The following is an 18,358-nucleotide window of genomic DNA, read 5'->3' on the forward strand; positions in this document are numbered from 1 at the left end:
TTATTTTCTTTTAATCATTGCCTGTATACAAGAATCTAATTCAGCTAATGTTGCACTTAGCCTAGAATAGAATTGTTTATCCAAATCCGTTAATTGGGCATTCAGACTGTCACTACCTTTTTTAATGAACCCAACCCCTTCTTCCAGCTGTTTTTTAGTATCTTGCCAAAACTCTTTATTGTAATCACGTATAGAACTTAATTCCTCCAATTTCTTAATTAAAAGCTGTACACCATCAACAAAATTCCTTTGCTTCCTTACCCATTCATTTAGTTTTGATGTAGAATCATCGAACTTAATCATATTATCTTTTGTCAAATCTACGGTTTCAGATAGTTTAGTCGTTATCGTTGAGAATTTAGTGTCTTCTATCATTACTTTCTGCAATTCGGTAATCAGTTTTGCCAACATACCACTTGTTCCACTTAATTGAGCTGCATATTCTGCAACATTAGTGAGAACGGTAGACGTCCTTTCAAATTCTGTAACCATCTTTGTATATTGGTGTGTCAAATCAGAAATCATTTGTTTATTTTCTTGTTGCCAAATATTCAATTTTTCAACGCTCTGATTTAATTGTTCGAAATTTTCCTTTATCAATTTGCTGACTATTGCATTCATTTGGTTTTGAAATTCTAAAGTTGCTTGTTTCATTACCTCAACTAAGGCTTCAGTATTACTTTTCTTTAGCAATTCAGCAAATTCATCAAATTTTTGCGTTAGCAAATGGTTGGTTTCTCCCATTTTTATTTCTATTTCATCAACTTCGGCACGAAGAACTTCGCTAAGTTTCTTGGTCGCATCTTGCGTCTCTTGTAAGATAGAGGCTGAAGCGGATGAAATATCCAATTGCTCTCCTATGCGATCATCAATATGTTCTATATTGGCATTAAGTGTATCTAATTTATTTATAGTTTGTTGACCATTACTTGCAATTGCAGATAGATGAGTTTCTTGTGAGCGAATTAAAAGTGTCATTTCATCTATTTTGACTGTATTAAATACATTAATCTGATTTAACAAAGTGTTATAAAAAGCCGTTTGATTCTGTGTTTGCTGATTCATGGATTGAAGTAAAGCCTGCATAGCTTCAACGTTCTGCCGGTTCATAGATTCAACTGCATCACATATGCGAGCCGTTGCTTCATCTTGATTACTTGGTTGCCCTGCTTCGTATTTATCGTAAATTTTATTGATGATAAAATTGGTAATCATAGATGAAATCATACCTAATAGAGAAGTATAAAAAGCGGTTTTCAGTCCTTCCAATAATACGGGAATGCTTTTATCTAAATCTTGAGTGTTAAACTCAGACAACCCAATTGTAATTCCCCAAAAAGTGCCTAATACTCCTAAGGTTGACAAAAAAGTCGGGAATAGGTCCACTGTCCGCTTCCGCTTTTGTAGCTCATTTTTTTTCTTCCAAAAGAAAATTAATGCAATACAGACTATTAATGCCAATGAAATTGTTCCAATACAAATTGGCAACGTAATGTAGTGTGCCAAAGATATTATAAAATCATTCATATCTATGTGTTTTAATTTATTCAACCTCAAAAGGGAAGCGTGGAACTGCATTCCACGTCTTAGTCTGGAGGTCGTAGGAAACCCATAGATACAGATATAGTAATAGCAGCCCACGCTTATAACGTGAGAACCACTATGCTATCCTTGTATCTAATCTGAAAATTTCCTACGTTCCCAAACTACAAGATAAACATAACGCTTCTTTTTTCTAATATGTCTTGGAAAGAGTTACCTCAAACCAATCGCAAAAATAGTATAAAACTTCAAAAACAGAGTTGTTTGAGAGTAATATCTTTATGTCACAATGAAATAAAACTCTTTTCACTCCCCCATTCCCCGAATCGTTCCCCTTGGGGGAGAATACTTCCCGGGGGGATAGCGGAGATCTACCTTTGCCTCTGTAAGCCGCTGATAGAGCGGTTTACGGGGGCTTTTTCATTTGAAGGCCTTCCTTTATTAACTTTAAAAAGTAGAATAAACATGGAAAAGTATGTGACAATCCTACATCAGTATCCGCCTCAGAGTCGGACGTACACCGACCGGGACGGGCAGTCGAAAATCTTTCATACACGCGGCTTTCATTTGACGGATGGCATCGATGAGTTTTATGCCGAAATACAGGGCGAGGGGGCACTTAGCGCAGGTGAGTTTGATCCGAACATGACTCACCGGGTTCAATGTTTCTTGCGTGCACGCCGCTACACAGATAAGAACGGAGCAGAACGGTTTGATAATCAGATCATCATCACCAAATTAATTTAACAATCTTCTAAACGGAACGACATGGAACTAAAAATTCAAATTTCAGACAACACTTACCAACGGCTTCTTTCGTCAGGTAGCCGCCTGCAAGGTACTATCGGACTGGTAAATCCCAATGAGGGTAATTTCAACGAGCATATCCGCCACACGCCGGAAAACGGGAGCGATAACTCAAAATACATTCGCCTGCGCCACGGCCGGGTGAGTGTGAACGAGAACCGCGTGCGTTTCACCCTACACATCGGACTGGACGAAGCAGGTATCATACCCTCCGAGGCCATCGAAAATGAGAGCCGCGAAGCAGGCGGATTCGTGGACGACATACTCGACACCATCGAACGATATCATTAAAAAACAAACTATTTTTATCATGAGCTTTGGAATTTCAAATAATGTAAGAAGTCGGGTGGTACGCACATGTACCCCCGAGCTGTTCCGGGGAGTAATAGATTCTCCCCTGGTGGCCGGGATATGCGCCGAGATAGAAGATGCCCTGGAAGCCACAAGGCGGGGTGAAATGTCGAAAGAGGACTTCGACACACTGAAAGCGGAACGCAAGAAAATGCTTCCGGTCATTACGCCGCACGCCACTTTCAAGAACGGCCGACGGTTGAATGCCGATGCCGTGCCGTCGGGACTTTCCATGTACGATGTGGATCATATCACCGACCCACGCGGATATTATAAAGCCCACGTAGAAGGCAGGGAAAAGGAGTTGGGCGTGGTACTGGCACACGTAACGCCATCCACCGAGGGACTTCGTCTACTCTTTGTAATTGAAAATGGAGAATTGAAAATTGAAAATTATAAAGACAAGAATACTACGGGAAGTGTTTTGGCAGAAGCGCAACGCCGGATGTCGGAGCAATTGGGCGATGCTAATTATGATGGGGCGGTAAAGGACCTGGCACGTTGCTCGTTTCTTGTACCCCGCGATTATATCCTATATCTGGACGAAAAGGCTTTGTTTGCGGAATATCCGGCAAATGGCACACAGATGACACAGATCGAGCAGATGACCACAGATCAAAATCCGCGTAAATCTGCGCCATCTGTGTCATCTGCGTGCCATGAGGAGACAAATCAGAATAACGAACCCGCAGACCCAAGCACAGATAATTCTCAATCATTTAAAGGCGTTCCGTATAAAAATATCATTGCTGAATGGATTCGCCTCACGGGTGGCGAACCGCAAAAAGGCGAACGCAACACCCGCTTGCACCGCCTGGCATCGCACCTGCGCTATATCACGGATAATGACGAAAATCTTTTATTCGCCATCATGCCCCGCTACGACCTTACGGAAGAAGAGATGCGCGGATTGATTCACTCGGCCTGTACCGCCAAGTTCTGTTCCACACCCAAAGAGATGCGCGAGGCGGTACGCCTGGCAATGAATAATGAAGAATCAATAATGAATAATTGCCCTGCGGACGGAAACAATAATACTTCATTAAATACTCCTCCGGCTCTCCCTAAGAAGCTCCCGGGGTTGATAAAACTCCTGCTGAGCCGCACACCGGACATTTATCAGCCCGCCGTGGCACATGCCGTTTTTCCCGCGTTAGCCGCCCACCTACATAAGGTACGGTTTCGTTATATCGACAATGTGCTACATGAAGCAACGCTTATGAACGTCCTTATGGCAGGCACCGGCGCGGGTAAGGATTGCATCTCCGAACCCATCAACCGCATCATGGCAGACATCCGTTTAAGAGACGAGGAGAACCTGCGCCGCGAACGCGAGTGGAAGAACGAAGTCAACTCCAAAGGGGCGAACAAGGACAAACGAGCGCGTCCCGAAGGCTTGGTCATTCAAGAGATCGATGCCGATATGACGAACCCCGCCTTCGTGATGCGTACCGCCGAAGCAAACGGACATTTTCTTTACACGAAATTGAACGAGATCGACCAGTTCGATGCCCTGCGCGGAGGGACAAGGGGCCAGCAACAATTCCAAATCATGTGCCTTAGCTTTGACCCCGGAAACCGCTATGGACAGACCCGCGTAGGTACCCAGTCCGTCACGGAGAAAGTAACCATCCGCTTCAACTGGAATGCCGCCACCACGATCCTGAAGGGCAAACGTTACTTCTCGCGGGTGTTGACGGACGGCCCGATCTCACGCATCAACTTTTGTACCATCCCCGAACGTGAAATCGGTGCCGATATGCCTGTGTACGGCGAATACGATGCCGCTTTCGACGAAGAACTCCGCCCATCCATCGAGAACCTCTGCCGTGCCGTGGGCGAGGTGGATTGCCCCGAAGCGTTCCGCCTGGCTAAGAAGCTCAAGGAGGAGTGTGCCGACTTTGCTCGCCTCTCCCAATCGAGAATATATGAAAATCTTTCGTTTCGGGCCAACGTAATTGCGTATTTGAAGGCCTGTGTGCTCTATGTGGCAAACGGCCGTAAGTGGGACAAAACGATGGAGGACTTCGTTCGCTGGAGCTTGAAATACGATCTTTGGTGCAAGATGGAGTTCTTCGGAACGGATATCGAGGAGGCAATGAGCGGAAGTGGCATGGCATCGGACAGACAAAAACGTCGCGGACGAACCAATCTCTTAGAGCTGCTTCCCGAAGAGTTCACCTTAGCAGATGCCGTTCGTGTACGCCAATCGCAAGGCATGGATGCCGAGGGCGCACGAAATATGCTTTGGCAATGGACACACCGGCATTACATTACAAAACTTACAATTAATGAAAACGACTTGAAAGGTGCATCTACCTCCACCAGGCCGGAAACCTATAAAAAGACTGAGAAATGGAAATAACCCTGACACGCATCGCCCGTCGCAAGACCTACACGATAGGCCGGCTAGCAATCGACGGAGAATACATTTGTGATACGTTAGAACCCACCTGGCGCGACATCGGCTGGGGAAGGCCGGGCAAGAAGATAGCCGGCAAAACCGCCATTCCGGAAGGCCGCTATCCGGTGGTGGTGACCTTCAGTCCCCGGTTCCAGCGGTGGCTTCCTCTCCTACTCCACGTGTCCCTGTTCGAGAGTATCCGTATCCATGCCGGCAATACGATGAACGACACAACAGGGTGTATCCTGCCCGGGTTGAATAAAAAGAAAGGCCAGGTAATAGATTCGCGTATCTGGGAACACCGCATCGTCCGCCGCCTGGCAAATCGTCCCGAAGGGGAGGCGGTGTGGATAGAGGTGAAATAAATCTGAGGCAAGTGATTATTATTTATAATAGGAAAAGGAGTTGTACCCTCGTGCATAGCTCCTTTTCTAAATATTATACTATCTTTGTGAATTGATTTTAGGACGATGAAAGAGTTGCTGTTGCTATTAAAGAAGTTCTTTGGGTATACTTCTTTCCGCCCATTACAGGCGGAGATCATACAACGTATTTTGAGGAAAGAGGATTCACTGGTGCTGATGCCTACCGGTGGGGGGAAATCGATTTGCTTCCAACTACCGGCTATTTATCTGCCGGGGACGGCGGTTGTTATCTCCCCTTTGATCGCACTGATGAAAGACCAGGTAGGCGGGTTGGTGGCCAACGGCATTCCGGCCGCCGCACTCAATAGTATGATGCCTGACGAAGAACGGCAACAAGTCAAACAACTCTGCATCCAGGGAAAGATCAAGCTGCTTTATATCTCCCCCGAAGGACTGATCGGTGAGCTCCACTGGCTGCTTCCCCGCATGGATATATCGTTGATAGCCATCGACGAAGCCCATTGTATCTCGCATTGGGGGCACGACTTCCGGCCAGAATATACGCAACTGGCGGTACTCAAGGAGCATTTCCCTAAAATACCGATCGTCGCCCTGACCGCGACCGCCGACAAGGTGACGCGTACGGATATAATCAACCAGTTGAACCTGCGCGATCCGGAAGTATTCGTCTCTTCTTTCGACCGTCCCAACCTTTCCCTGACGATCCGCCGGGGACTAAACAAGAAAGAGAAAACGGCCGCCATCGTCCATTTCATCCATGCACACCGAAAGCAGAGCGGTATCGTCTACTGCATGAGCCGGAACAGTACCGAAAAACTGGCTGAAGAGCTTTCTTCCTACGGGATCAAGGCAACCGCCTATCATGCCGGACTTGCGCCCGCGGTGCGCGAAAAGGCACAGGATGATTTTATCAACGATCGGGTAAATGTTGTCTGTGCAACGGTTGCTTTCGGTATGGGAATCGACAAAAGCAATGTCCGCTGGGTTGTACATTATAATATGCCCGGAAGCATTGAAAACTACTACCAGGAGATAGGACGTGCCGGACGGGATGGGATGAAGAGCGACACCTTGCTGTTCTATTCGGTGGGCGACCTGCTCGTGCTCCGTCGTTTTGCCGAGGAAAGTGGACAAAGGGATGTCAATCTTCAGAAACTGAACCGGATGCGCCGTTATTGCGAAGCGGATATCTGCCGCCGCCGTATCCTGCTTAGTTATTTCGGGGAAGAGACGGATCAGGATTGCGGAAATTGCGATGTCTGCAAGAATCCCCCTCAACGCTTCGACGGTAGCATATTGGTTCAGAAAGCACTTAGCGCCATCTTCCGTACCGGTCAGTTTGTCGGTATGAATATGTTGATCAATATTCTCCGCGGATCGGAAAAAGCGGATATTACCGAAAAGGGATATGATAAACTAAAGACCTACGGAGCAGGAAAAGACCTGACCTACAAGGAGTGGAAAGAGTATCTGTACCAGATGCTCCAGTTGGGATATATCGAGATCGATTACGTAAATGCCGGTATACTAAAGGTAACGCCACTGGGAAGAAAAATATTGTTCGGCGAGCAGAAAGCCATGATGGCCATTTACAAAGAAACGGAAGAAAAGGTATTCTTACGCAAGAAAGACGGCAAATTCAAATACCGCCCGATCAAACCGATACAGGCGGCTTCCGTCGAAGAGACATTGCTCGACTCGCTTCAACAGCTCCGCAAGCAGATCGCCGAACGGGAACAAACACCGGCATATATCATCTTCTCCGATGATTCTCTGGAAGATATGGTACAAAAGAAACCCGTCACGCTGGACGAGTTCAGCGAGATACATGGTGTAGGGCAAATCAAATTGGACAAGTACGGCAAAGTATTTGTAGCACTGATACGGTTCGTACTACGGTTACCCAAAGAGGGATAACACTTTACTTTGCCGGGTACTTTCTTCTTTTAAAGGATATGTTGAACGGGAAGTTCTATCTCTCCGAAACCGATCATTGCATTGAACAGACGGATCAGGGAATAGCGAGATAAGTCGTGCGGGCGAATGGCGGCGGGAACAATCAGCCCTTTGCCCAATAAAGACGCTCTCATCGTCCCTTCCAGCAAGGGCTTTTCGGGTGTTTCCCATTGTTCGCCATTCCATAGGGCGATATTGGCTATCGAGGTATCCGTCAGAAAGCCGTCGCGGATAATCAGTATATCGTCGGCTTCGCCTTTCTGCTTGAATAATTCATCCAGCTTCTGCCGGTTACTACTCTTATAGGTGTAATCCAACCCGTCGGATGTTACCATCCTCAGGCTCTTCACCGGACGGATCGTGTAAGGCTGATATTCGACCTTTTCTACTTCATCCTGATATTCGATACGGCATTTGGTACGTTCGGTATACTCGCCGGGCTGGATATAATCAGCCAGGTTAACGGGCAAGTTACATTCAAATATATCCCTCCGCGTCTTGTTGAAGCGGTAGTTATGAAAGCCCAGATTAAGGGCCTTCCCATTCTCGATACGGATTGTTTCAATAAATTGGCACATATACTTTTTGTTTCATTTCGTTATATTCACTCTGCAAATCACTCCGGGAAGTGATGCCTCCTCCACTCTTAAACACCAGCCGTCCGTCCTGCTCTTCCAGGAAACGGATCATGACGGCGCTATCCAGTTTACGGCCGTCAAAATAGCCGGTCACGCCCGTATAAAATCCCCGGTCATACGTCTCCGCTTCCGCAATGATCTCCATCGTCTTTTTCTTCGGTGCACCGGTGATCGAACCGGCCGGCAAGAGGCTGAAAAGGATTTGTCCCAAAGAAGCCTGCCATTTTCCCTCCAGCTTTCCTCTTATCTCGGAACTGACCTGCAAGAGGCGCCCCCTGTTGGTCAGCAACTCGTCGATATACCGATAACGGGTAACCGTCACCTCCGATGCCACCTGGCTCAAATCGTTACGGATCAGATCGACAATCGTAGCATGTTCCGCCTCCTCCTTGCCGTCTGCCAGGATGCGTTCGCGGGCATCCGGCAAAGAAGCGTCGATCGTCCCTTTCATCGGATAAGAATAGATAAAACCGTCCTCGATACGCACGAATATCTCGGGGGAGAAGACGACAAAGCGATCCTTCGCCCATAATTTATAGGGGGCATGCGAACAGGCAAAAACCTCTTTCAAGGTCAGGTTCGTTTGTACCGGAGTGGCACAGGTCAGATTCACCAGATACGAATTACCGGCATGAATATGATCGGAGACAATACGGAAAGACTGGGAATAGGCTTCATACGAAACCGGATCGGTATGCCACACCACCTGTTTATCCGGCAATGCCACCGTCTCCGGGATAACATTGGTGAAACCATTCAGATCGTATAGCAACTCTTCCGGATCGATAGCATCCGTCTCCCCTATCCAAACCTGTTCCTGCTTATAATCGACGACAAAGACAAAAGGCCGTCCGGATAATCCCAATCGATTCATGTACCGGACGGCTTCTTCCTTATTGCATAATTTCATATCAGATCAAAAATCGCTCTGTCAGTCCGCCAAAAGCATCGATACGGCGGTCGCGGAAGAAAGGCCACCAACGGCGCACATTCTCACTACGTGCCTTGTCTATCTCTACCACGCGGACTTCTTCATGGTCATTCGGAAATTCAGCCAACAACTCTCCCTGCGGGCCCGCTACAAAACTATTCCCCCAGAACCGGATACCGTTTGTCTGCCCCGAAGGATCCGTCTCGTGTCCCGTACGGTTCACGGTAATCACCGGAAGTCCGTTGGCTACGGCATGACCCCGTTGCACGGTTACCCAGGCATCCAACTGGCGTTTCTTCTCTTCCTCCGTATCACTACTTTCCCAACCGATGGCGGTCGGATAGATCAACATTTCGGATCCTTTCATAGCCATCAGGCGGGCGGCTTCCGGATACCATTGATCCCAGCAAACCAGCACGCCGAGTTTACCGACCGAAGTCTGTATGGGTTCAAAGCCCAGGTCGCCCGGTGTAAAATAGAATTTCTCGTAATAAGCCGGATCATCCGGTATATGCATTTTACGATACTTTCCGGCAATCGTGCCGTCACGTTCAATCACCACCGCCGTATTATGATAGAGTCCCGGCGCACGCCTTTCAAAAAGGGAAAGCACCAGCACGACACCCAGCTCTTTCGCCAGTGCACCGAACGCTTCGGTAGATGGCCCCGGAATTGGTTCTGCCTGGTCGAACACCTGTGTATCTTCTGTCTGGCAGAAATAGAGCCCGTTATGCAACTCTTGTAGCACGACCAGTTCCGCCCCTTCTTCCGCACAAAGCCGGATGCTATTTTTCAGTTTCTTTATATTATCTGTCCGGTCACAGGTATTTGCCTGTTGAATTAATCCTACTTTCATACGATAAAATCTTTCGGGTATTGCATTGTCACACAATGCAACGAACCATGTTGTTTAATCAACGGTAAACAATCGATACCTACAATCTCCCTGTCCGGGAAAGCTTCTTGCAAGGCGGCTTTAGCCTCCTCGTCTTTCGGTGAATTATAGAAAGGGAGCAAGACCGCCCCGTTTATAATCAGGAAGTTGGCATAAGTAGCCGGTAAACGTTCACCCTCCCATTCCACTTTATCCGCCATAGGCAAAGCGATCAGGCGGTAAGGTTCGCCGTTGGCCTGGGTGAACTCTTTCAGCTCCTCCTCCATTTCCTGTAATTCGGCAAAATGTTCATCTTCTTCGTCCGTGCATTGCACATAGGCAATCGTATCTTCGCTACAAAAACGGGCCAGCGTATCGACATGGCTATCGGTATCGTCGCCCGCCAGGTAACCGCTTTCCAGCCACAAGATACGATCCAGGCCGAACACCTGTTTCAGGTAGCTTTCCAACTCTTCCTGCTGAAGGTATTCATTTCTGTTCACGGAAGAAAGGCATTCGACCGTAGTCAGTAAAGTACCCTTTCCGTCCGACTCGATACTACCGCCTTCCAATACGAACGGTTGCATATTGACCGGAACGACCTCCTCCGCAAACGTCTTCCCATGGAATAATTTACGTGTGATCAGGTTATCGTGATTAGCCGCAAACTTCATGCCCCAGCCGTTAAATACGAAATCGTACACCACCGGTATGCCTTCCTCAAAGACCGAAATACCTCCATGATCGCGTGCCCAGGTATCGCTCGTCTCCATTTCGCGGAAGATGATACGGCTATAATCCACCTCTCCCAGTTGGGAGCGCACCACCGATTCATCCGGACAAACGATCAGTAACTTTTCCCGTTTGATCACTTCTTTGGCAATCGAGACAAAGCAAGGAACCACCTCGTCCAGTATCGGTGCCCAGTCAGTCCCTTCATGTGGCCAGGTCAGTTGAACCGCGCTTTGCGGATACCATTCGGCCGGCAATATTGTTTTATTCTCCATGTCTGCTAAATTTATTTTCTGGTTACAAAGATAAGCATTTATTGAAAGCAAGCGATCACATGCAAAATCCACTGTTTTCAGAAAGCTGATACTTACTAATCAGGCTAAAGACTTGCCATGTCAAGCAAGAAATCGTAGATACTCATCATCTGTATACCGTTCTCATCGCTCCATGATTTGGTGTGTTCACCCACTATCAACAACTTTCTGAAAGAGTCGCCAACCAAACGCAACGAACGCTTTTCCTGTTCCATCTTCTCTTCATCCGGCATACGCCATGCCGACTGGATATAGATTCGTTCGCTTCCTTTGTTGCAGACGAAATCCACCTCTAACGTTACCCTTTGCTGCTGTCCTTCTGAATTTCTAATACGGTGATAGATATTACCTACATCCACAAGCCAGCCGCGTCTCCTCATTTCGTTATATATAACATTCTCCATCAGATGTGTGGGCTCGATCTGCCGGAATGAAAGAATGGCATTTCTCAAACCGATATCCTGATAATAGCACTTATATAAAGAACCGATATATTTACGTCCTTTTATATCGTATCGCTCCGACTTTTCGATTAGAAATGCGTCCTGCATATATTCCAGATATGTAGATACGGTCTTATCGGAAATATTCCGGACATTGCTTACCGACTTGAATGTATTGGCTATGTTCGAGGCATTCACGGGAGCACCTATACTTGAGGCAAGCGCTTGAGAAAGTTCTTCAAACTCGGGCTTCAATTCTATATTGTTCCGTTCATAAATGTCACGCAAATAAACTGTACGGTACAAACGGCGAAGAAACTCTGATTTCTTGTCATCACCATCCTGCGTCAGCAATTGGGGTAGACCGCCATACATCAGATATTCAGCCCATCCGTCTTCCTTCGAACCTTCATACACAGACATGAACTCATGGAATGACAATGGCCATACATGAATCTCGTCACCTCGTCCCCTAAACTCCGTAACAACATCCGACGAAAGGAAGCGCGAATTGGATCCTGTTACATATACATCCGTGCCTTCCATTACAGACAGACTGGAAAGAACTTCCACAAAATCCTTTACTTCTTGAACCTCATCGACGATGATGTAATAGGTAGAATCATCGACCATCCGTCCGTCTAACCAGTCCAACAGGTAATCAGGATCTTTAAACACCTTGTTTTTCCGACTCTCCATATCTATGATAATGATATGATCGTCTGAAACTCCTTCATCCAGCAAATGTTGACGAAAGAGTTTTTTTAGCAGGAATGATTTGCCGGAACGACGCAGCCCTGTTATGATTTTAATAAGACCGTTGCCCTTAGATCGTTGGAGCTTATCTATGTATGTACTTCTGTTTACAATCATTAATTTGCTAATAAATGTCACATGTGACAGTTTTTCGAACACAAAGTTATATATTTTCCTTCAAACAAGAGCATAGTTCAATGAAAACAACCGACTAAACTTTAATCCTGATTCATAATACTCATAAAAAAACACCTCCTTGTAATTGGTATATTCAGAAACCTTACTAACTTTGCACCACAAAGTACTTTTTATCATAAGTATATGAACAAACAATTAGAAGACATAAAAGCAATACGCGAGATGATGGAAAGATCATCCAAACTCCTGTCATTAAGCGGGCTATCCGGTATTTCAGCCGGGATTATTGCTATTATTGGCGCGGCACTCGCCTATTTCCATATTTTGCAGGAACCTTCAACCGCCGGCTTCGAAACGACCCACGAAGCCATGTTCCGCGAAATAACATTGCTGATAACGGATGCTTCCGCCGTCTTGCTCTTTTCTATTTGTTTCGGTATCTACTTTTCGTGGAGAAAGTCGGTTAAGAAAAACCTGATGCCCTCCAAGAGCCTGATAAAAAAGACACTATACAACCTCGGTATTCCTTTGGTAGCCGGTGGTATCTTTGCCCTTATTTTCCTGTTGCGCGGCGACCTGCCGATGGCTATTACAATGACGCTGACTTTCTATGGCCTGGCGTTGATCAATGTATCCAAATACACCCTCGACGAAGTCCATTATCTTGGCCTGACGGAAGTCATACTGGGAATACTCGCGGCCCTGTTACCGGATTGGAGCCTCCTGCTCTGGACAATCGGGTTCGGAGTCTGCCACATCATTTACGGCACGGCCATGTATATTAAATATGATCTGAAAAAGGAATGAAAAACATAATATCCAAATTAAATAAAGCTTTTGAAAGCCGTATACGATTAGGTATTATGTCTATTCTTTCGGTGAACGAATCGGCTGACTTCAACACGATGAAGCAACTGATGGAACTGACCGACGGGAATCTGGCCAGCCACCTGAAAGCATTGGAGACTATCGGATATATCCAGTCCTCCAAGCAATTCATCGGACGGAAACCCAATACACAATATATGATCACTGAAGAAGGACGGAAAAGCTTCAAAGAGCATCTGAACGCTTTAGAAGAACTTATCAAATAATTTTTTTACCTACTCACTTTGAAAAACAAAGTACTTTTTAGACACAATAAACAGCTTAAGATTATGGAAACAACAATTAAAAAAGCAGGAAAAATCAACCAGTCTATCACATTCAAAGCACTGGTTATCGGCTTTCTGACCATTATCCTACTTATTCCGGGCATAATGATCCAGGATTTGATACGGGAAAGACAAGACAGAAGTGTCGAAACAATCGAAAAGATCAATGCCAAATGGAGCAATGCCCAGACCATCTGCGGCCCGGTACTCACGATCCCCTACACCACCCAGGTGGATGCAAACAACAAAACAGTCCTTCAGGAACATACAATAAGCATCACGCCTGAAAACCTGAATATCGACACACAACTATTCCCTGAGGAAAGATATTACGGGATCTATAAAACGATCCTCTACAAAAGTGAAATAGACCTGTCCGGAAACTTCGATAAGATCAATTACCAGAAGACCGACAACAGTACCATCCATTGGGATCAAGCCTACCTGACTATCGGAGTTTCCGACTTGAGAGGTATCACCGAAAATATCAGCTTTACGCTCGACAACAAGCAGTATCCGGTAGAAGCCGCCGGTAATTACGACAGGCTGATGGGAAAGATATTGGTAGTCAGTCTAAATAATGCTGACACTCTTTTAACCGGCCAGCCATTAAACTTCAATTGCAAATTAAAACTGAACGGTAGCAGTAATATCAATTTCATACCTATAGGCAAAACCTCCAAAGTCCACGTTGCCGGCACCTGGAAATCTCCCGGCTTCATCGGCAACTTCAGCCCCGAACATACCATTACCGAAAACGGATTTGATGCAAACTGGAGTGTCCTCCGCTTCAACCGCAGCATCCCTGAAACATGGATAGACAATCAGGTGGAGACTTTCGAAGATGCCTCTTTCGGCGTTAACCTGATCGACCCGGTAAACCATTACCAGCAAAACATGCGTTCGGCAAAATACGCATTCATGTTCATCGCACTGACATTCGTCGTCTTTTTCTTTGTCGAAATACTGACAAAAAAACGCATCCATCCCATCCAGTATTTGCTGGTCGGCATCGCCTTGATCCTGTTCTACAGCCTGCTTTTATCGATCTCCGAACAAATAAACTTCGGCATCGCATACCTGATAGCCAGCATAGCGACTATCGGACTGATCACGGTTTATACACATAGCATCTTTAAGAATAAGGTGCAGACAGGCGGTTTAGCTGCCATGCTGTGTATGCTTTACATATTCCTTTATGTAGTGCTTCAGCTGGAAGACATCGCGTTGCTGATAGGAAGTGTGGGGTTGTTTATTATATTAGGCATTATCATGTTCTTCTCACGAAAAATTAATTGGTATAGACAAGAGGAAGAAACACCCAACGATTGATCAGAGATAAAAATAAATGCTCACATTATACCCGGATGGTACAACTAAAACACAATCGCTATTTTTGTATCATTCGGGTATAATATGCATATCGAAAAATCATTTAAACTTACGCCATAAACAAATCATATACAAATAGATTCTTGCGATCAAACTCGCTATAGAGGGAAATACGAAAAAAGTATTTATCATTAAATAAAAATCTATCCTTTTCCTCCACAGAAAAGCTTTTACTTCTTTTTTATTCCAATAATAATCATACAGAATAGTTTTAACCTCCATTTTCTTCAAACTTATACATTCCAGAAAAAAAGAAAAAAACATCAAATAGACTCTTTCCCTGATCGGTTGAGTGTAAGGATACACATCCAGAAGTGAAAACACAGATCTTATCATGTAAAATTTAGATTCCCACATTATTTCTTCATTCCGGTTAGTTAGGGAACCCGTACGCTTTACATAATTATACAGGCAAGCATCGACCACCACCGGTTTCTTTACCTTCAACACAATCTGCATGGTAGTAAATAAGTCCTCTCCGTTAACCACAGGCTTGTAAATGATATCATCGCATAAAGACCGCCTTATCAACCGCGCCCATAACTCATATCCTCCGCGAAGCATACAGAGAAAAAAAGCCTCACCGGATAAACCTTTCATTCTGCTATTACGCCAAACTTCATGCCGCTCATTACCTAATACATCATAGTAATTAGCAACAACATAGTCTGCATCCTGTTTTATCGCCTCATCATATAATATTTCTATTGCATTCGGTTCTATATAATCATCTCCGTCCAGATGAAACACATATTCTCCGCAAGCCACTTCCAAACCTGATTTACGGGCATAAATCAACCCTTGATTTTCTTTTGTAATTACTTTTATACGATCATCTATTGCTGCATATGCAGCAATAATCTGAGATGAATCATCTCGCGATCCGTCATTCACAACAATAATCTCTATATCTTGAAACGTTTGATTGACACAGGATGATAAACATTTATCAAGAAAAGGTGCAACATTATACACCGGAATAATTATTGAAACTTTTATATCCATCTGTTCTATTAGTTATTTATTACACTTATCCGTTTAAGTTCAATGATTTTACTTTTTATCTGAAAAAAATACTGCATTTTATAGAGACTGAATAGTAGCCCAGCTCTGCCATCCAGCATTCCTAAGCGGAAAAAATAAGCATACAGAAAATACAAAGGAGCCAAAAACCAACTATCCAGCAGGAAATACTTCACTTTCTGCCGGAACGTCAAAGGGGTTTCGGATTTTATCAATTGAAAAAAACGATGAACCTCCCAGGTCGAATAAGCATTATGTTTGGCTATATAATGTTCCAATCCTTTATAATCGTTATGGATCAGCGGAACAGGCAACACGCCTACTTTTCCGTCTATAACCGGATGTTCATGAATCTCCATATCCAGATGCGACCAGGAATGCTCGTCGATGTATTCATATTCGCCTTTGTCTTTTCTAAATAAAGCCAGCTTACGCATCTTCACTCCATGCTTTAACTGTCTGCCCATAAAATGATCGTTATAATAAATCCAGAAGCCACAGTAATCCGTACGTTCTATCGTCTTTCTGACACAAACTATAAAATCATTCGTAACCGATTCGTCCGCATCCAAAAACAATACCCAGGTATTCTGTAATTCCACATTCCTCAATACCCAGTTCCGTTTTTTGGGGAATCGGCCATTCCATGTAAATTCGATCAGACGGCATCCATATTCCTCAGCTATTTGTGGTGTTTTATCCGTACTGTACGAATCCACCACGATAACTTCAGAAAAATCTTTTAATAAGGACAAACAACGCGGAAGGTTCTTTTCTTCATTTTTCACCGGAATAATAACCGATACCGGAATTTTTTCCATACTATTTATTCTGATTTCAAAATACGTTTTTTTATCTCTCTTGCCGGATTTCCTCCTACAATAGTCCACGCTTCAATATCTTTTGTAACCACACTCCCTGTCCCCACTACAGCCCCTTCTCCTATATCCACACCAGGCAAAATCAATGCTTTTGCACCGATGAAAACATTTGCTCCGATATTTATTTCACCGATCATCAAGGGAAGTCTTAATGTTGATAAATCATGTGTTCCATTACACACATAAGAATATTGAGACAAAACCGAACGTTTTCCAAAACGAACCACCCCAAGATTATAAACTTCGGAATAAGGGCCCAAACAAGCACCTTCTTTCATTTCCAACAACCAAGGAATAAAAATACGGCAGGAAGAAAAGATGAACACTTTCTCTAAACGAGCTCCAAACAATCGAAGCAGAAACAACCGCCAAAAATTAAGTTTTTTGGGTGTCCAGCGAAAAAAGAGCAACCAGACTATATGCCAGAAACGAATACCCAACGCCTCTTTAACAGACCATGAAGATGTACTAATATCCTTTTGATATATAGCTTTCAACCATACTTTAGCCATGATTATTCAATAATATTTTAAATTCAGATAAATACTGATCGGCTATATGACTGTTCGAAAATCTACGGGAAGATCGAAAGGCTTCCACCCCTATCTCTTTACGCCAATCCGGATGCTCCATCAACTGCTCTATGATCGATGCCAACTCCTCCACAGCATTCGGACTCCGATGGTCAAAAACAAAACCATTGACTCCATCCTCTATAAAATCATTGAAACACTCCAATGCGGAAACGATTACCGGCCGTCCTATCCCCATAGCTTCCAAGGGAGACACACCAAACGTCTCGCCTTTCTCGGCAACAGACGGATAACAATAGATATCGCAAGAAGCTATTTTTTCAGCTAATAACGACGGATTTGATATAGGATCTGCCCACGTAATCCTTCCTTTTGCCATCTTTTCCAATTGCCGGACATATTGCTCTCCTCCACCTCCGGATGCAATATCCCTAGCACCGACAAACACCAGATTTATCCCGGGATACTTAACCCGTAAAGTTTCAACTGCCAGCACAAGTATATTCAATCCTTTTTCCGGGTGAATACGGCCATGATACATGATTATCAGATCATCAGTCGTTTCTTTTTCCCTATACGTATAAATGTTTGTATCTATCGGATTATTAATCGTTCTTATTTTATCCTTTTTATCCGGCAATTGCTTTTTCAACGCCCTTTCTACTGCTGTCGATACACAACAAAACATATCCGTCCAGCAATAATACCGGTATTGTCCTTTCGGGTAACGAGCCACGTTATAGACTGATACCGAATATTTATACCGAAACAACCGGCATAGCAATGGTGACCAGAAAGTATTCATGATCAATATATCAGTCTTTTTTACTTTACGTAAAGCATTGAATGAATATATAAAATCAAAAAACAAATCCTTTGCCAAATGTGCACCTCTACGATAACCGGGAATATAAATATGTTCGATATCCTCATTTCCCGTATCCGATACCTGAAAACCGACCGGCTTTTTGGATATAATTTCAACGCCGTGCCCTTTTTTAATAAATTCAAGAGCAAGATCATACCAAAGTTTCTCTATCGCTCCGATTCCCTTGGGCGGTATATATCCAAAGGGTCCCATAATAATTACGATCTGCATAGTC

General features: G+C 44.5%; 18 protein-coding genes. 8 read left to right on the forward strand and 10 right to left on the reverse strand.

All coding sequences use genetic code 11. The features are described from left to right. Positions 1-1,527, reverse strand: a complete 1,527-nt coding sequence (locus HMPREF1536_RS25185; protein ID WP_081693334.1) for a MotA/TolQ/ExbB proton channel family protein — start codon at positions 1,525-1,527, stop codon at positions 1-3. A 480-nt stretch (positions 1,528-2,007) separates the two neighbouring features. Here HMPREF1536_RS25185 and HMPREF1536_RS25190 point away from each other — a divergent pair, with 480 nt between their 5' ends. The 5 genes from HMPREF1536_RS25190 (at position 2,008) to recQ (ending at position 7,407) form a co-directional block, all read left to right on the forward strand. After that, positions 2,008-2,289, forward strand: a complete 282-nt coding sequence (locus tag HMPREF1536_RS25190; RefSeq protein ID WP_028727985.1) for a hypothetical protein — start codon at positions 2,008-2,010, stop codon at positions 2,287-2,289. Between the two features lie 21 nt (positions 2,290-2,310). After that, positions 2,311-2,640 (forward strand): hypothetical protein, encoded by a 330-nt coding sequence (locus HMPREF1536_RS25195; RefSeq protein WP_044192277.1) that lies wholly within the window; start codon positions 2,311-2,313, stop codon positions 2,638-2,640. Positions 2,641-2,659: 19 nt separating this feature from the next. After that, the gene (locus HMPREF1536_RS25200) at positions 2,660-5,065 is read left to right on the forward strand and encodes a BT4734/BF3469 family protein (RefSeq protein WP_081693333.1); all 2,406 of its coding nucleotides are present in this window, start codon (positions 2,660-2,662) and stop codon (positions 5,063-5,065) included. Then, positions 5,056-5,469, forward strand: coding sequence for a DUF5675 family protein (locus tag HMPREF1536_RS25205; RefSeq protein WP_028727984.1), 414 nt, complete (start codon positions 5,056-5,058; stop codon positions 5,467-5,469). Before HMPREF1536_RS25200 ends, HMPREF1536_RS25205 begins: the two co-directional genes overlap by 10 nt. 105 nt (positions 5,470-5,574) lie before the next feature. Further along, the gene (recQ, locus tag HMPREF1536_RS25210) at positions 5,575-7,407 is read left to right on the forward strand and encodes a DNA helicase RecQ (RefSeq protein WP_028727983.1); all 1,833 of its coding nucleotides are present in this window, start codon (positions 5,575-5,577) and stop codon (positions 7,405-7,407) included. Positions 7,408-7,436: 29 nt separating this feature from the next. Here recQ and HMPREF1536_RS25215 read toward each other — a convergent pair whose 3' ends face one another. From HMPREF1536_RS25215 to HMPREF1536_RS25235, 5 genes are all read right to left on the reverse strand, one after another. Next, positions 7,437-8,024, reverse strand: coding sequence for an aminotransferase class IV family protein (locus HMPREF1536_RS25215; RefSeq protein ID WP_028727982.1), 588 nt, complete (start codon positions 8,022-8,024; stop codon positions 7,437-7,439). Continuing rightward, positions 8,008-8,994 carry an aminodeoxychorismate synthase component I gene (locus HMPREF1536_RS25220; RefSeq protein WP_028727981.1) on the reverse strand — a complete coding sequence of 329 codons (987 nt, stop codon included), beginning with the start codon at positions 8,992-8,994 and terminating at the stop codon, positions 8,008-8,010. The genes HMPREF1536_RS25215 and HMPREF1536_RS25220 overlap by 17 nt, the downstream gene beginning before the upstream one ends. A gap of 1 nt (position 8,995) precedes the next feature. Further along, on the reverse strand, positions 8,996-9,871 hold the full coding sequence (locus HMPREF1536_RS25225; RefSeq protein WP_028727980.1) for a carbon-nitrogen hydrolase: 876 nt from the start codon (positions 9,869-9,871) through the stop codon (positions 8,996-8,998). Next, positions 9,868-10,896: an agmatine deiminase family protein gene (locus tag HMPREF1536_RS25230; RefSeq protein WP_028727979.1), complete on the reverse strand. Its 1,029-nt coding sequence runs from the start codon at positions 10,894-10,896 to the stop codon at positions 9,868-9,870. The genes HMPREF1536_RS25225 and HMPREF1536_RS25230 overlap by 4 nt, the downstream gene beginning before the upstream one ends. A gap of 104 nt (positions 10,897-11,000) precedes the next feature. Beyond that, entirely contained in the window at positions 11,001-12,251 is a 1,251-nt protein-coding gene (locus tag HMPREF1536_RS25235) for an ATP-binding protein (protein WP_028727978.1), read from the reverse strand. Positions 12,252-12,455: 204 nt separating this feature from the next. On the opposite strand from HMPREF1536_RS25235, the gene HMPREF1536_RS25240 reads away from it, so the two are divergent. The 3 genes from HMPREF1536_RS25240 to creD all read left to right on the forward strand — a co-directional run bounded on the left by HMPREF1536_RS25240 (position 12,456) and on the right by creD (position 14,758). After that, positions 12,456-13,079, forward strand: coding sequence for a hypothetical protein (locus HMPREF1536_RS25240; protein ID WP_225608004.1), 624 nt, complete (start codon positions 12,456-12,458; stop codon positions 13,077-13,079). Beyond that, positions 13,076-13,366 carry a winged helix-turn-helix domain-containing protein gene (locus HMPREF1536_RS25245; protein WP_028727976.1) on the forward strand — a complete coding sequence of 97 codons (291 nt, stop codon included), beginning with the start codon at positions 13,076-13,078 and terminating at the stop codon, positions 13,364-13,366. Before HMPREF1536_RS25240 ends, HMPREF1536_RS25245 begins: the two co-directional genes overlap by 4 nt. A gap of 63 nt (positions 13,367-13,429) precedes the next feature. After that, positions 13,430-14,758 carry a cell envelope integrity protein CreD gene (gene creD / locus HMPREF1536_RS25250; protein WP_028727975.1) on the forward strand — a complete coding sequence of 443 codons (1,329 nt, stop codon included), beginning with the start codon at positions 13,430-13,432 and terminating at the stop codon, positions 14,756-14,758. A gap of 99 nt (positions 14,759-14,857) precedes the next feature. On the opposite strand, the gene HMPREF1536_RS25255 is transcribed toward creD, so the two are convergent. From HMPREF1536_RS25255 to HMPREF1536_RS25270, 4 genes are read right to left on the reverse strand one after another with little or no spacing between them, the layout of a single operon-like run. Continuing rightward, complete coding sequence (locus HMPREF1536_RS25255) at positions 14,858-15,823, reverse strand: glycosyltransferase family 2 protein (protein WP_028727974.1); 966 nt, start codon at positions 15,821-15,823, stop codon at positions 14,858-14,860. Between the two features lie 8 nt (positions 15,824-15,831). Then, positions 15,832-16,662 carry a glycosyltransferase family 2 protein gene (locus HMPREF1536_RS25260; protein WP_044192271.1) on the reverse strand — a complete coding sequence of 277 codons (831 nt, stop codon included), beginning with the start codon at positions 16,660-16,662 and terminating at the stop codon, positions 15,832-15,834. Positions 16,663-16,667: 5 nt separating this feature from the next. Then, on the reverse strand, positions 16,668-17,234 hold the full coding sequence (locus tag HMPREF1536_RS25265; protein WP_052349840.1) for a DapH/DapD/GlmU-related protein: 567 nt from the start codon (positions 17,232-17,234) through the stop codon (positions 16,668-16,670). Then, complete coding sequence (locus HMPREF1536_RS25270) at positions 17,227-18,336, reverse strand: glycosyltransferase family 4 protein (protein ID WP_167331504.1); 1,110 nt, start codon at positions 18,334-18,336, stop codon at positions 17,227-17,229. Before HMPREF1536_RS25270 ends, HMPREF1536_RS25265 begins: the two co-directional genes overlap by 8 nt. Positions 18,337-18,358 lie beyond the last annotated feature (22 nt).

Origin of the sequence: Parabacteroides gordonii MS-1 = DSM 23371 (genome assembly GCF_000969825.1) — a bacterium.
In the GTDB taxonomy this organism is placed as follows: Bacteria; Bacteroidota; Bacteroidia; order Bacteroidales; family Tannerellaceae; genus Parabacteroides; species Parabacteroides gordonii.

Coding starts and splice junctions, on each gene's coding strand:
- HMPREF1536_RS25230 (WP_028727979.1), bottom strand. CDS start 10,896: ATGGAGAATAAAACAATATTGCCGGCCGAATGGTATCCGCAAAGCGCG.
- HMPREF1536_RS25240 (WP_225608004.1), top strand. CDS start 12,456: ATGAACAAACAATTAGAAGACATAAAAGCAATACGCGAGATGATGGAA.
- HMPREF1536_RS25270 (WP_167331504.1), bottom strand. CDS start 18,336: ATGGGACCCTTTGGATATATACCGCCCAAGGGAATCGGAGCGATAGAG.
- HMPREF1536_RS25185 (WP_081693334.1), bottom strand. CDS start 1,527: ATGAATGATTTTATAATATCTTTGGCACACTACATTACGTTGCCAATT.
- recQ (WP_028727983.1), top strand. CDS start 5,575: ATGAAAGAGTTGCTGTTGCTATTAAAGAAGTTCTTTGGGTATACTTCT.
- HMPREF1536_RS25245 (WP_028727976.1), top strand. CDS start 13,076: ATGAAAAACATAATATCCAAATTAAATAAAGCTTTTGAAAGCCGTATA.
- HMPREF1536_RS25255 (WP_028727974.1), bottom strand. CDS start 15,823: ATGGATATAAAAGTTTCAATAATTATTCCGGTGTATAATGTTGCACCT.
- HMPREF1536_RS25225 (WP_028727980.1), bottom strand. CDS start 9,871: ATGAAAGTAGGATTAATTCAACAGGCAAATACCTGTGACCGGACAGAT.
- HMPREF1536_RS25260 (WP_044192271.1), bottom strand. CDS start 16,662: ATGGAAAAAATTCCGGTATCGGTTATTATTCCGGTGAAAAATGAAGAA.
- creD (WP_028727975.1), top strand. CDS start 13,430: ATGGAAACAACAATTAAAAAAGCAGGAAAAATCAACCAGTCTATCACA.
- HMPREF1536_RS25205 (WP_028727984.1), top strand. CDS start 5,056: ATGGAAATAACCCTGACACGCATCGCCCGTCGCAAGACCTACACGATA.
- HMPREF1536_RS25265 (WP_052349840.1), bottom strand. CDS start 17,234: ATGGCTAAAGTATGGTTGAAAGCTATATATCAAAAGGATATTAGTACA.
- HMPREF1536_RS25215 (WP_028727982.1), bottom strand. CDS start 8,024: ATGTGCCAATTTATTGAAACAATCCGTATCGAGAATGGGAAGGCCCTT.
- HMPREF1536_RS25190 (WP_028727985.1), top strand. CDS start 2,008: ATGGAAAAGTATGTGACAATCCTACATCAGTATCCGCCTCAGAGTCGG.
- HMPREF1536_RS25200 (WP_081693333.1), top strand. CDS start 2,660: ATGAGCTTTGGAATTTCAAATAATGTAAGAAGTCGGGTGGTACGCACA.
- HMPREF1536_RS25220 (WP_028727981.1), bottom strand. CDS start 8,994: ATGAAATTATGCAATAAGGAAGAAGCCGTCCGGTACATGAATCGATTG.
- HMPREF1536_RS25195 (WP_044192277.1), top strand. CDS start 2,311: ATGGAACTAAAAATTCAAATTTCAGACAACACTTACCAACGGCTTCTT.
- HMPREF1536_RS25235 (WP_028727978.1), bottom strand. CDS start 12,251: ATGATTGTAAACAGAAGTACATACATAGATAAGCTCCAACGATCTAAG.